This window comes from Maccoyibacter intestinihominis, from assembly GCF_040096355.1.
GTDB lineage: Bacteria > Bacillota > Clostridia > Lachnospirales > Lachnospiraceae > Maccoyibacter > Maccoyibacter intestinihominis.
Genome location: NZ_JBBMEX010000009.1, coordinates 134360 through 147851 on the forward strand (window position 1 = coordinate 134360; position 13492 = coordinate 147851).

13 protein-coding genes are annotated in these 13492 nt (G+C 40.7%); 3 read left to right on the plus strand and 10 right to left on the minus strand.

Going from position 1 to position 13492, the window contains the following annotated elements:
- Positions 1-62 precede the first annotated feature (62 nt).
- Positions 63-581, plus strand: a complete 519-nt coding sequence (locus WMO43_RS09955) for a hypothetical protein (RefSeq protein ID WP_177962964.1) — start codon at positions 63-65, stop codon at positions 579-581.
- Positions 582-725: 144 nt separating this feature from the next.
- Here the strand turns inward: WMO43_RS09955 and WMO43_RS09960 are convergent, their stop codons facing one another.
- Positions 726-2105: a D-alanyl-D-alanine carboxypeptidase family protein gene (locus tag WMO43_RS09960; protein ID WP_177962963.1), complete on the minus strand. Its 1380-nt coding sequence runs from the start codon at positions 2103-2105 to the stop codon at positions 726-728.
- 179 nt (positions 2106-2284) lie between these two features.
- Between WMO43_RS09960 and trmB the strand changes: the two genes are divergently transcribed.
- Positions 2285-2932 carry a tRNA (guanosine(46)-N7)-methyltransferase TrmB gene (trmB, locus tag WMO43_RS09965; RefSeq protein ID WP_177962962.1) on the plus strand — a complete coding sequence of 216 codons (648 nt, stop codon included), beginning with the start codon at positions 2285-2287 and terminating at the stop codon, positions 2930-2932.
- On the plus strand, positions 2929-3579 hold the full coding sequence (locus WMO43_RS09970; protein ID WP_353531057.1) for an HAD family hydrolase: 651 nt from the start codon (positions 2929-2931) through the stop codon (positions 3577-3579). The genes trmB and WMO43_RS09970 overlap by 4 nt, the downstream gene beginning before the upstream one ends.
- Positions 3580-3709: 130 nt before the next feature.
- Here the strand turns inward: WMO43_RS09970 and WMO43_RS09975 are convergent, their stop codons facing one another.
- The 9 genes from WMO43_RS09975 to pepT form a co-directional block, all read right to left on the minus strand.
- Complete coding sequence (locus WMO43_RS09975) at positions 3710-5035, minus strand: sensor histidine kinase (RefSeq protein ID WP_353531058.1); 1326 nt, start codon at positions 5033-5035, stop codon at positions 3710-3712.
- 7 nt (positions 5036-5042) lie between these two features.
- Complete coding sequence (locus WMO43_RS09980; protein WP_353531059.1) at positions 5043-5714, minus strand: response regulator; 672 nt, start codon at positions 5712-5714, stop codon at positions 5043-5045.
- Positions 5715-5730: 16 nt separating this feature from the next.
- Positions 5731-7509: a Na/Pi cotransporter family protein gene (locus WMO43_RS09985; protein ID WP_178052268.1), complete on the minus strand. Its 1779-nt coding sequence runs from the start codon at positions 7507-7509 to the stop codon at positions 5731-5733.
- Between the two features lie 143 nt (positions 7510-7652).
- A complete protein-coding gene (gene phoU / locus WMO43_RS09990; protein WP_353531060.1) occupies positions 7653-8297 on the minus strand; it encodes a phosphate signaling complex protein PhoU in 645 nt (214 codons plus the stop codon).
- On the minus strand, positions 8297-9049 hold the full coding sequence (pstB, locus tag WMO43_RS09995; protein WP_353531061.1) for a phosphate ABC transporter ATP-binding protein PstB: 753 nt from the start codon (positions 9047-9049) through the stop codon (positions 8297-8299). Before pstB ends, phoU begins: the two co-directional genes overlap by 1 nt.
- A gap of 9 nt (positions 9050-9058) precedes the next feature.
- Positions 9059-9946, minus strand: coding sequence for a phosphate ABC transporter permease PstA (gene pstA, locus WMO43_RS10000; protein WP_353531062.1), 888 nt, complete (start codon positions 9944-9946; stop codon positions 9059-9061).
- The gene (gene pstC, locus WMO43_RS10005) at positions 9946-10803 is read right to left on the minus strand and encodes a phosphate ABC transporter permease subunit PstC (RefSeq protein WP_353531063.1); all 858 of its coding nucleotides are present in this window, start codon (positions 10801-10803) and stop codon (positions 9946-9948) included. Before pstC ends, pstA begins: the two co-directional genes overlap by 1 nt.
- Positions 10804-10924: 121 nt before the next feature.
- On the minus strand, positions 10925-11833 hold the full coding sequence (locus WMO43_RS10010; protein WP_353531064.1) for a substrate-binding domain-containing protein: 909 nt from the start codon (positions 11831-11833) through the stop codon (positions 10925-10927).
- Positions 11834-12077: 244 nt separating this feature from the next.
- A complete protein-coding gene (pepT, locus tag WMO43_RS10015; protein ID WP_353531065.1) occupies positions 12078-13298 on the minus strand; it encodes a peptidase T in 1221 nt (406 codons plus the stop codon).
- Positions 13299-13492 lie beyond the last annotated feature (194 nt).

Here is a 13492-nt window from a genome sequence, read left to right on the forward strand (position 1 = left end):
AGGGTTGTCGTTCCGGTTGATTTTTTCTATAATATTCTTAATAACAGGAAAGGGGATTTACCATGGACCATCAAACCATGCATTCTACACTTCGCAAGAATCCGTCACGACAGACCTGCGAAACCATTATCAAGCGGATTCTGATGACGGAGGTTTTAGAAAAAGGAACAAACCGACACTTTAAGCAGGCTTCTGATTTCATGTCTTACTTTGAATCTCTTTATCCTGCTTCCGACAGTCTTGCCAAACAGGTGCAGCGGGCTGTCAAATCCATGAATATGCCAAAGGACTCTAACGGCTATTTTATCATCAATAAGTCCAGAGAACAGTTAGAACAGGAAGAGGATCTGCGTTATCTGTTTCAAAAGGCTTCCGCTTCTGTCGAGCCGTTAGAAGAATATGAGACTGTATTTTTAAGAGCGGATGCTAAGTTAGCTTCCTATCTGATGGATACGATCGAAGGTTCCATTACCTTTCAGGATAAATACATTACGATGGTAAAGACTTCTAATGGGATCCTGTTCTATACTTTAAATAAACCTGTTTTGGTAACTCTTTTAAATAGTCTGATAGAACTTTAAGTTAGATATTTTAATGTGAATTGTTTATACATTATCTGACATTTTATTTATTTTTTCGATATGTCTATAAATAACAAAAAGGACAATTTCTTCAACTTGAACTTGTCCTTTTCTATATTGTTTGTCTTTGATTTAAGTCTTATTCTACTTTCTGCGCCATTTCTTTTTCGAATTTCGGATGATGGTATAACGTGGGTCCGGTTTATTTCGCTTTCTGTCCACTTTCGTCTTTATCACAAAGGAGTTATCGGAAACATATCGTCCGATCAGTGCTAATGCTGCACAGACTAATACGATGATCACTAACATCACAATGGTATTTCCTTTGACGTATGCTGTCTTTTCTCCCTTTTTGCCTGCTTCTTTTGTATTGTCAAATGGGAACTTCTCCGGCTCTGCTTTTGTGACCATGATATCGGCTCCACCCACAGCATGTCCTGCATAGGTGTATTCCAGACGGCCGGCACTGTTCTTTGATTCACCTTTTTCTTTCACTTCTACTTTCGCATCTTCAAAAGAAGCGGTCTTTGGAAGGATGATCCCTCCGTTTTTATCCAAGCCTGCAAAGGACTGATCCGTATTCAGGATTCCCGTATCCTGTATCTTGTCCTTGGTATATGCTTTTTCATTATCTTTGACACTGAATATCTGGAAATTGTCAAAACAGTAATTGAACAGATTTACCGTGTCTTCAAAATGCGCCGGTGCCTGTGCATTCATAACGACACAGACTAGGGACATTCCGTCACGCTCTGCATAAGTGACCAGTGTACTGTTTGCCGCTACGGTATATCCGGTCTTTCCTCCGGTACATCCATCATAGATATATTTTGCCGTACGGAACGGATAGAGCATATTGTGGTGATTATGTAGTGTGGTTTCGTCTTCATGCTTATTGGTCGGAGGAATGACATAGACCTTCGTACCTGTAATCTTACGAAATTCCTCATTCTCATATGCGGCACGGGCGATTAAGAGCATGTCTCTCGTTGAGGTATAGTGCTGCTCGTCCGGAAGACCGTTCGTGTTATTAAAATGCGTATTCGTACATCCTAATTCTTTTGCCTTTTCATTCATCATATCGACAAACTTGCTGACATCACCACCGCCGATATGCTCTGCAACGGCATAGGCACATTCATTTGCAGATTCGAGCATGACGCCGTAAAGACACTGCTCTAAAGTCATCTTCTCTTCTAAATCTCTTGAAATATGGGAGGTGTCTCCCTCGTTTTTGTATACCGCATCCGCTGAAAAAGTAACGATATCGTCCATCTTTCCTTTTTCAATGGCGATCAGCGTTGTCATGATCTTCGTGATACTTGCCGGGTAATGAACCTCGTCTACATTCTTTTCATATAATACAGCTCCCGTGTTCATCTCCATCACCATCACACACGGAGATGCCGTTTCCGGTGCCTGCGGCCAGTATTCAGATGCCTGTACCGGGATCATGCTGCCTGTAAATATTGCCGTTATGCTTAAAAAGAGTGCTATGCCCTTTTTCCATCTGTTTTTCTTCATTCTTTCTTCTCCATATTATCATTCCCTGATATTTCTATCTTCTATTTTTAAAATTGCTCACTATTTAATAGTATAATCTCCCTGTCCTCTTGGTGCAACTTATTTTTTATAAACTCTTTTTTTTCCTGTCCTTTTCATGTAAAATATGTATTGCAAAATGATTTTATAGGAGTGACATTATGAGACTTAGGAATATTCCGGGCGCAGATGAAGCAATCGCTGACAGCCCGCATTGTATACAGGAACCGATGGCAGAAAAAGGGCGCTGGCATCTGATATTTGGAAATGAGAATCCGATCCACATTGAGATCGGCATGGGAAAGGGGCAGTTCATCATGAAGCTTGCAAAAGAACACCCGGATATCAATTACATCGGAATTGAGCGTTATTCTTCCGTACTGCTCCGTGCTTTACAGAAAATGGAGATAGAGCCTCTGCCAAATATCCGCTTTTTGTGCATGGACGCTTCTATCATTACGGAAGTCTTTGATAAAGAAGAGGTCGCTAAGATCTATCTGAATTTTTCCGACCCATGGCCAAAGGAACGCCACGCCAAGCGCCGTCTGACCAGCCGGCAGTTCTTTGAACGCTATGATAAGATTTTAGCGGGAAACGGTGTTGTGGAATTTAAGACGGACAATGATGATCTGTTTGCTTTCTCTATGGAGGAAGTAGCAGAAGCCGGATGGACGCTTGATGCGCATACCTTTGATCTGCACCACGACCCGGTCTTAAACGAAGGAAATGTAATGACTGAATACGAAGAAAAATTTTCTTCTCTCGGACACCCGATCCATAAATTAATTGCAAGGAGGTCTTTTTCTTGAAAAAATATTCTACCGTCATCTTTGACTTAGATGGAACACTTTTAAATACGATCGAGGATTTAACGAATGCCCTGAACCATACGTTGCAGGAATTTGATATGCCGACCAGAACGCTTCCTGAAGTCCAGAGCTTTGTCGGCAACGGACTGCGGCTTCTTTTGATCCGTGCAATCCCACAGGGAGAGGATAACCCACAGTTTGAAGAAGTATTTGCCGCTTTTAAAACCTACTATACTGACCACTGTAAAGAAGCAACTGCTCCGTATCCGGGCATTATGGAGCTTTTAAAGACTTTACAGGAACATGAGATCCCTATGGCGATCGTTTCTAATAAAAATGATGCAGCAGTCAAACGTCTTGCAGCAGATTTTTTTGAAGGGATCATTTCTGTGGCGATCGGTGAAAGAACCGGCGTAAGAAAGAAACCTGCACCGGATACGGTCTTTACTGCCTTAGAGGAGTTAGGCGAACACGCTGACTCTGCCGTTTATGTAGGGGATTCCGAAGTGGATCTGCAGACTGCCGCAAATTCCGGCATGGACTGCATCAGTGTTGCATGGGGCTTTAAGGGACGTGCCTTTTTAGAAAAAGAAGGGGCATCCCACATTGTGGACACCCCGGAGGAAATCTTAGGCTTCCTTATTTAAGATTTCTTCCATCTCACGAAGAGATGCTCTCATATTTCTCATTCGTTTCTGGATAAAAGATTTGTGATAAGTATAAAAGAGTATTTTGTTAAAGATATCCATTTTTTATTTTATCTTATGCAGAATACTCTTATCTGCTCTTTGAAAATTCGATCTCTATCTTTGTTCCTTTGCCTTTTTCACTGGTCAGCTCCATATGAGCGCCATGCTGCTGGATGATATGTTTTACAATGGCAAGTCCAAGTCCGGTTCCTCCGGTGGATTTCGAGCGGCTCTTATCTACCCGGTAAAATCTTTCAAAAATCCTCTCCTGATGCTCTTTGGAAATTCCGATACCATTGTCCTCGACACAAAGATAGATTTTTCCCTTTACCGGTTTTACCGTAACATCTACTTTTCCACCTTCGTTATTATAACGGATCGCATTGTCACAAAGATTATAGACGACCTCTTCAAGCATTTCTTTGTTGCCTTCTAAGTAAGCATTTGTTCCATGTATCGAAATGGTAATACCATGATTCTCGGCTGAAAATTTCAGCATATTCACACAATCCTCAGCTATTTTATATAAGTCGATCGCTTCATAGATCACCTTCTGTTCGGAGGTGTCTAACTGCGACAGACGGATCGTATCATTGATCAGGGTCAGCAGACGTTTTGCACTCTTATGGATCTCTCCCGCAAAACGGATCGTCTCCTCTTCATTTGTCATTCCGTTCTGTATCAGTTCGGAATAGCCGGAGATGGCTGTTAACGGTGTCTTTAATTCATGTGATACATTTGCCGTAAACTCCTGCCGCATCTTTGCATTCATTAAAATATTTTTATGCTGCTCCTGTATCGTATTGATAAACGGCATCAGTTCTTTATAGGTTGTGATGTCCTCTAAGTGATCCAGATTCTCTGACATCTGCTCGATCGGCAACAACAGGCTCTTTGTCAGAACATCTGACAGCATCTTACTGATCGCAAGAATCACAAAGATCAGGATCAGGATTGCCGGAGTCACTTTGATAAAGACACTCCAGATACTTCTTGACTCCTTTGCAACACGAAGAATATTTCCATCGTCTAAACGGACTGCATAATAAAACGTATTCTTATCTAAAGTATCCGACGTACGGATTGCTTTTCCATTTCCATGCTTTAATGCCTGGCGGACCTCCTGCCGGTTTGCATGGTTCTCCATTTTTTTTGCATCCGCAAAACTGTCGTAAAAGACTTTTCCGTCTTTTTTTATCATTGTGATCCTGAGGTCATCCACATCAGGATCGTATTCTCCCTGCAGGATCTGATCGTATGACTGTGTCTCTTTGATGACATCTGCATAGGTCTTTAACTCGTCTACAACTTCACTCTTAAATAATTCATAAAAAATAACGGTAGATAAACAGAATGTTAACAGAATACCTACCGCCGAAATAAACATAAATTGAAGATTTATCTTTTTTTTCATCTTATCACTACTCCAATCGATAGCCTACGTTACGCACGGTCTTGATCCGTTTTCCACTTTCGCCTAACTTCTGACGGAGTGTCTTAATGTGCATATCAAGGGTTCTCGATTCTCCTTCAAAGTCTACTCCCCAGACGCGTTCCATAATTACGTCACGGGAAAGAACAATGCCAACGTTCTGGAGCATAAGTTTCAAAAGTTCAAATTCCTTATAAGTAAGCTCGCAGGGCTGACCCTGCACGCTTACTCTATGTTTCTCATTATCAATAGAGATTTCACCTAAGGACAAAATCTTTGATTCGTCCATATTCATACTTCTGCGAAGAAGCGCTTTCACTCTGGAGATCAGCTCCATGACTCCAAATGGCTTTGTCAGATAATCGTCTGCTCCTGAATCCAGCCCCTTTACCTTATCAATTTCCGTGGTTTTCGCTGTTACCATAATGATCGGAACTTTTCTGGTCTCCGGATTTTTTCTGAGTTTTCTTAAAATCTCAAGTCCGTCCTCGTCCGGAAGCATGATATCTAAAAGGATCAAGTCCGGAACCTTATCCGAAAGTTTATGGTAAAAATCTTTTGCACACTCAAAATCCATTACCGTATAACCACTGTTTTTTAAAGAAAATGTCTCAATTTCTCGAATATTCACATCATCTTCTACAATGTAAATCAAAGCCATTTCATCACCTGCTTTTTTATTTGTCAGCTTTACCTATCTGATATTTATTATAATACATCTGATATAAGTTCTGGAAGTCTTTATTATCCTTCTGTTTTACTTCATTCAGATATTCGTGTGTTTCAAATCCATCTTCTTCTACCTGGATCAGGCAGACTGCGATGTTTGAACAGTGATCTGCCACACGCTCATAGTTTGTCAGAATGTCAGACAGGGAAAGTCCGAGTTCAATCGTACATTTTCCTTTGCGAAGACGTTTTACATGATGATTCTTGATCTTTACATTCAGATCATCAATGACTTCTTCTAACGGCTCTACTCTTTCAGCAAGTGCCATGCTTCCTGACTTATATGCCTCTACGGATAGATCCATGATCTCTTTTACTGCTTCGCCGTAGGTCACTAACTCGCCTTTTGCTTTTTCTGAGAAAGTCTCCTCTTTTGCCTGCATTTCCATTGCAGTTTCGGCTAAGTTCAAAGCGTGGTCACTGATCCGCTCAAAATCTCCCATACAGTGGAAAAGATTTGATACGGTATGATTATCCTCATCAGACAGAGGTTTTCCACTTAACTTCATCAGATATGTTCCAAGCTCATCTTCATAGTGATCGATCATATCCTCTAAACGGAACACATCTTTGACTTTTTTCTGGTCATAATCGGTAATCGAATCAATTGCATACTCTAAGGAACGCTGTGCTAATTTTGCCATTTCGATTCCAACATTCTTACACTGGGCAACAGCAAATGCCGGCTTCTCTAAGAAACGTGTATCGAGAAGTTTTGTTGCATCCGGGATTTCCTCCACTTTTTCGTCCTCGGTCTCCGGAATGGTAAGTGTTGCCAGCTTTACCAATACCTTTCCAAACGGAAGCAGTACCAGTGTTGCTGCAATGTTGAAGGTACTGTGAATTACTGCAATACCCATTGGATTTGCCGCATCATTTAAAAATTCAAAATGTACAAACGAGTTAATTGCATAGAATACAATCATGAACAGTACGGTTCCTATAATATTAAAATAAAGATGTATCAATGCTGCACGTTTTGCATTTTTCTTTGCTCCAATAGAAGAAATCATTGCCGTAACACAGGTTCCGATATTCTGTCCCATGATAATCGGTAATGCGATTCCAAAACTCATCGAACCGGTTGCACAAAGAGCCTGCAAAATACCTACCGATGCAGAAGAACTCTGAATAACTGCCGTTAAAACAAGACCTGCTAACATACCAAGAATCGGATTGGTGAAAATCATCAGGATATTTGTAAACTCCGGCACATCTGCAAGAGGTTTTACTGCTTCACTCATAGTTTCCATACCAAACATCAGGACCGCAAATCCAAGCATAATGGATGCAATGTCTTTTTTCTTGCTGTCCTTTGTCAGCATCATCATAAAGATTCCGATTAATGCTAAAATCGGAGCGAATGAGGACGGTTTTAAAAGCTGTATAAAGAAGTTCTCGCTCTCAATTCCCGTCAGACTCAAAATCCAGGAAGTGATTGTTGTACCAACATTGGCACCCATGATAATTCCCACTGCCTGGGATAATTTCATAATCCCGGAGTTAACAAAACCGACAACCATGACTGTCGTTGCCGATGATGACTGAATGACTGCCGTTACTCCTGCACCAAGTAATACTGCTTTAATTGGTGTAGATGTCAGTTTTTCCAAGATCTGTTCCAGTTTACCACCGGAAGTCTTTGCAAGACCGTCTCCCATAACATCCATTCCGTACAGGAACAGAGCCAGTCCGCCTACCATTGTCAATAAATCAAAAAAATCCATCTCTTCTCCTCTTAAATTTACATACTTTACTATTTTTTTACACTATCAAAGCCATTGTAGGTGGGGTTTGTAAAAAACAAGGGGTATTTATGTAAAATCTATGTAAATTTTCGAGGTTAGAAGTATTTTCCTTTGCTGTTTTCCTAGCCCGGATGGTTTCCTGTAATGGAGAAGATTACCCATTCTGCAATATTTGTTGCATGATCTCCGATTCTCTCAAGATACTTTGATACCATGAGAAGGTCTGCTGCCTGTTCTCCATTCTCCGGATTCTGATGAATGGCATCTATCAGCTCCGCTTTGATCTGATCAAACAGATCATCGATCACATCATCACTTTCAATGACTTTTTCCGCTTTTGCCAAATCCTTTTCCACATAGGCTTCGATGCTCTTTACCAGCATAACCATTGCTTCTTTTGCCATGGTCTGCAGATGTTCAATGTTTCTGATATAAGGAGTACCCGCCATCAGGATTGTCATCTCAGAAATATCTGCGGCATGGTCTCCGATTCTTTCCATATCTGTGATCATCTTCAATGCTGCGGATATCTGACGCAGATCCTTTGCCACCGGCTGCTGCTGTAAGAGAAGTTTCAGACAAAGACTTTCGATTTCTCTTTCTTTTTCATCAATTTCTTCATCGAAGTCCACAATTTCCTTTGCTTTTTTGGCATCCTGCTTCATCAGTGCGGTAATTGCCATCTCGATTGCTTCTTCGATCAGGCTGCCCATATTAATCAGTTCATTGTTAAGCTGCTCTAACTGTCTGTCGAATCGGTTTCGCATTATCCAAACCTCCCTGTAATGTAATCTTCTGTTCTCTTATCTTTCGGCATAGAGAATAATTCTTCGGTATCTCCATATTCAATCATGTCTCCTAACAGGAAAAATGCTGTCTTATCTGAGACACGGGTTGCCTGTTGCATATTATGTGTTACCATAATAATTGTATACTTACTTTTTAAATCAATGACTAAATCTTCGATTTTGGAAGTGGAAATTGGGTCTAATGCAGAAGTCGGCTCATCCATCAGAATTACCTCCGGTTCTACCGCAAGTGCTCTTGCGATACAGAGTCTCTGCTGCTGTCCTCCCGAAAGACCAAGTGCACTTTTTTTCAGACGATCTTTTAATTCATCCCAGATTGCTGCGTTTCTTAAAGAACGCTCTACAATTTCATCCAGCACTTTTTTATTACGGATTCCATGGGTTCGCGGTCCATAGGCAATATTGTCATAAACACTCATTGGAAACGGATTCGGGTTCTGGAATACCATACCTACTCTTTTTCTTAACTTATTGACATCCATGTTTCCGTAAATGTCTTCTCCGTCTAAGGTTACGGAACCTGTAATCTTACATCCTTCTACTAAGTCATTCATACGGTTCAGACATTTTAAAAATGTGGATTTTCCACATCCGGAAGGTCCGATAAAGGCTGTGATCTCGTTCTCAGCCAGATTCATGTTGATATTTTTTAACGCGTGGTAATCGCCATAATACAGATTGAGATCTTTGATTTCAAATTTGTTTCCCATCTGCTCCTCCTATTTTTTCGTAAATTTTTTTGCCACAAAATTAGAAAGCATATTGATCAGAACTACAACGATCAGTAATACGACCGCTGTTGCATATGCCTGATTTGTGTAAAGTCCCTCTTTTGAAAGACTGTACATATGGATTGCAAGTGTTCTTCCCGAACTCATGATGCTCGAAGGAATCTCTGCAACCGTACCTGCCGTATAGATCAGCGCTGCTGTTTCACCTACCATACGTCCGATCGCAAGAATGACTCCTGCTAAAATTCCCGGTACTGCTGACGGAAGAACGATTTTAAATATGGTACGCAGTTTTCCTGCTCCAAGTCCAAAACTTCCTTCACGGAAGGAGTTAGGAACTGCTAACAATGCCTCTTCCGTTGTTCGCATAATGACCGGAAGCACCATAATGGATAAGGTCAGCGCTCCTGCCAGAAGGGAATAACCGCATTTTAACGTTGTAACAAAAAACAACATTCCGAACAGTCCGTAAACTATGGATGGAATTCCTGTCAGTGTTTCCGCCGTAACGCGAACCACTCCCACTAGTTTGTTTCCTTTTTTTGCATACTCTACTAAATATATCGCTGAAAAAATTCCAATCGGTCCTGCTATACATAAGGAAAGTAAGGTAATCATCAGTGTGTTTATAATTGCAGGAAGCATGGACACATTTTCGGTCGTATACTTGAGTGCAAAAAGGTCTGTGCTTAGGTTTGGGATTCCTTTTACTAAAATGTAGATCAGGATAAAGCCCAGTGCTAAAACCGTCAGTAAAATTGCCAGCTTTGTAAGTAATGCAAGAAGGAAAGAACCCGGATGCTTACTGTAGTTTTTTAATTTTTGTTTTCTTGTAACCTTATTGATCGGTTCTTGGATTTTCATTTCAACATCCATTAATCAGCCCTCCTTCTTTTTAATACGGAAAATAACAGGTTGATCATCAGAATAAATACGAACAGTACCACACCTGTTGCGATCAATGCTTCTCTGTGAAGGTCTGTAGCATATCCCATCTCGATCACGATATTTCCGGTCAGGGTTCTGATCCCTTTAAATATGCCCTTTGGCATTCTTGCCTGGTTTCCTGCAACCATGATAACAGCCATGGTCTCTCCGATCGCTCTTCCGATTCCAAGGACAATTCCTGCCATGATTCCCGATTTTGCTGCCGGTACAACGGTACAATATACACTTCTTTCATGTGTTGCACCCAGTGCCAGTGCACCTTCGTAATATTTATTTGGTACGGCACGGATGGCTGATTCCGATACTCCGATAATCGTTGGAAGTATCATGATTCCAAGCAGAATGGATGCCGTTAAAATACTGTTTCCGTTCCCTTCAAAGGTATTGCGGATAAACGGTACAAGTACGACCAGTCCGAAAAATCCATATACAACCGACGGGATTCCCGCTAACAGCTCAACACCCGGTTTGATAATTTTGTAAATTCCCTTTGGACAGAACTTCGCAAGATAGATTGCGGACAATACACCGATTGGTACTCCAATGATGATTGCTCCTGCCGTTACATAGATACTTCCCAGGATCATTGGCCAGATCCCGAAAATATTATTTCCCGGTCTCCATCTCTGTCCGAAGATAAAATCGCCAAATCCGATTTTCTTCATTGCCGGTATTCCATTCATGAATAGAAAAATACAGATTAAAACAACCGATATGATGGATATACATGCTGCAATGAGGAATATGATCTCCATCAGTTTTTCTTTTCCTTTATATTTGCTCATATCATTTCTCTCTCTATTTATTTTCAGATACTACGGATACCCGCTTGTCAGCGGGTATTGTTTCCTTTATTTGAATTACCTTGTTTTAAATGAGGGAAGGAGCCATAGCTCCTTAACCTTTTTACAGCTCATCCCAGCTTGTTACATCTCCTAAGTAGATATCTTTTACCTGGTCGGATGTGATGTCATCTAATGTGTTGTTTTTGTTTACGATGACTGCGATTCCGTCCATTGCGATTGCTGTTGCTTTTAACTCGCTCTCGCTGTCTTTTAATTCACGGGATGCCATTCCGATATCACAGGTTCCTTCCATTGCTGCTGTCATACCTGTTGTGGAATCACTTTCCTGAACTTCGATCTCTGCTTCTTTGTTTACTGCTAAGTATGCTTCTTTTAATTTTTCCATAACCGGTGTTACAGAAGAAGAACCTGCAACTACGATCTTACCTTTTGCTCCGTTGCTCTCGAATTTTCCATCTGATACGGAAATGTATCCGTTGTCTTCGATTACTTTCTGTCCGTCATCACTCATGATGTAGTTGATGAAATCCTGTGCAACATCACTTACGTTGTCTTTTGTTACAATGTTGAATGGTCTGGAGATTTTGTAAGAACCATCTTTAATGGTATCTACGCTTGGCTCTACTCCGTCTACCTTTAATGCTTTGGTTGTGTCATCTAAAGAACCTAAGGATGCATAACCGATCGCGTAATCATCTCCGGCTACTGTGGTCATCATAACTGCTGTGCTGTTTGCGATAACAGCTTCCTCTGTGGTCATGTCCACTTTTTCACCGTTCTCTTCCTGCTGTACTCCAAACAGTTCGATGAATGCTCCTCTTGTTCCGGAACCATCCTCACGGGATACTACGGTAATATCTGAGCTTGTATCAAATCCGTCTGACTTCTTTTCACCTGTTGTCTCTGTCTTTGCAGAATCATCTTTTTTGTTGTCTGCACTGCTGCCGCATCCTGTTAATGCACCGATCGTCATTAAGCCGGCAAGTAATAAACACACTGTTTTTTTCATCTTTTTTCCTCCATATTATCTTTTTCATATTATGAAATTTTATGTTTCCTTCTCTTTGGAAGGTATGATTTTATTCTAAAAACCCTATGTAAAATATAAAATCACTCTTATGTAAAATGGGGGTAAAATGTAATTAAAAAAATTACACAGACAAAACTCTATCATTTCGTCTGTGTAATCCTATAATTTTTCTGAAAAAATATTTTGTTTCTTAAACTAGCGGGCTGCACAAAATATGGAATGATTACAATGCAGTTACTTTTTCACTGATCTTCTTGATAATACGGACAACCGTTTCCATTCCTTCTACCGTTACATGCTCCATTGGTCCGTGATAAGCATATCCACCGGTTCCAAGATTTGGGCAAGGCAGTCCTTTGTGGCTGAGTGTTGCCCCATCGGTTCCGCCACGGATCGGGTCAGGTGTCGGCTCTATTCCGTTTTCACGGATCGCTTCCTTTGCAATTTCAATAATTTCCATATGCTCACGGATAATCTCATTCATATTGCGATAGCTTTCCTGTATTTTCAAGGTAACTGTTTCTTTTCCATATAGATCCTGCATCTCTTTTTCTATTTTTTTCAAATAATCGATTCGATTCAAAAATTTCTGCATATCGTGGTCACGCACAATATAGGAAAGTTCTGCTTTTTCCACATTTCCGGAAATATCGGTCAGATGATAAAATCCCTCTCTGCCCTCTGTATGCTCCGGTGTCTCGTTCTTCGGGATCTTAGACTCTATTTCACAGGCAATGGCTGCTGCATTGACCATAATGTCTTTTGCTTCTCCCGGATGTACGTTCACTCCATGGATCACAAATTCAGCACTTGCCGCGTTGAAATTTTCATAAGCTATTTCGCCCTCATATCCGCCATCTACCGTATATGCAAAATCTGCTTTGAAATAATCCAGATCAAACAGTTCCGCCCCACGTCCGACTTCTTCATCCGGCGTAAATCCTACCCAGATATCTCCGTGAGGGATTCCTTCTTTCTGGATTTCCTCTACCGCCTGCATAATCGCTGCTACTCCTGCCTTATCATCAGAACCCAGCAGCGTTGTTCCATCGGTTGTGATCAATGTTCTTCCTTTTAAAGAAGCCAAATGTGGAAAATCCTCTACTTTTATATAAGTTCCACTTCCCGGCAATAAAACATCCTCACCATTATAATTTTCGATGATCTGCGGCTTTACATTTTCTCCTGAAAAATCCGGTGCGGTGTCCATATGCGCAATAAATCCCACTGCTTTCTTACCTTCCATTCCCGCAGTTGCCGGAAGCAGACCATAGACATAACAATGTTCATCTAATCTTACTTTTTCTAAGTTGAGTTCTTTTAATTCCTGTTCCAATACTTTTGCAAGCTCAAACTGCCGCTTCGTACTTGGGATGTTCTCCTGATCATCTTGAGAGGTTGTCCAATAAGATACATATTTTAAAAATCGTTTTTCTACTGCCATGTTTTGTTTTTGCTCCCTTCTGTTAAAATATGTTTATGATTAATATTATTAATCGTCAATAAGGAATGATCCATCTTGCTACTTAAGCTGTTAGAATATAGGTGGCAATTGAATATCTTCTCCGTTTATTCTATTATTATATCTCTCATCAATATGAAATCTATACTTTTTTATTTTTATGTTTCTATTCTATA

Coding starts and splice junctions, on each gene's coding strand:
- WMO43_RS09985 (WP_178052268.1), bottom strand. CDS start 7,509: ATGGATTTTTTTGATTTATTGACAATGGTAGGCGGACTGGCTCTGTTC.
- WMO43_RS09955 (WP_177962964.1), top strand. CDS start 63: ATGGACCATCAAACCATGCATTCTACACTTCGCAAGAATCCGTCACGA.
- WMO43_RS09980 (WP_353531059.1), bottom strand. CDS start 5,714: ATGGCTTTGATTTACATTGTAGAAGATGATGTGAATATTCGAGAAATT.
- phoU (WP_353531060.1), bottom strand. CDS start 8,297: ATGCGAAACCGATTCGACAGACAGTTAGAGCAGCTTAACAATGAACTG.
- WMO43_RS09960 (WP_177962963.1), bottom strand. CDS start 2,105: ATGAAGAAAAACAGATGGAAAAAGGGCATAGCACTCTTTTTAAGCATA.
- WMO43_RS09975 (WP_353531058.1), bottom strand. CDS start 5,035: ATGAAAAAAAAGATAAATCTTCAATTTATGTTTATTTCGGCGGTAGGT.
- pstA (WP_353531062.1), bottom strand. CDS start 9,946: ATGGATGTTGAAATGAAAATCCAAGAACCGATCAATAAGGTTACAAGA.
- trmB (WP_177962962.1), top strand. CDS start 2,285: ATGAGACTTAGGAATATTCCGGGCGCAGATGAAGCAATCGCTGACAGC.
- WMO43_RS10010 (WP_353531064.1), bottom strand. CDS start 11,833: ATGAAAAAAACAGTGTGTTTATTACTTGCCGGCTTAATGACGATCGGT.
- pstC (WP_353531063.1), bottom strand. CDS start 10,803: ATGAGCAAATATAAAGGAAAAGAAAAACTGATGGAGATCATATTCCTC.
- pstB (WP_353531061.1), bottom strand. CDS start 9,049: ATGGGAAACAAATTTGAAATCAAAGATCTCAATCTGTATTATGGCGAT.
- pepT (WP_353531065.1), bottom strand. CDS start 13,298: ATGGCAGTAGAAAAACGATTTTTAAAATATGTATCTTATTGGACAACC.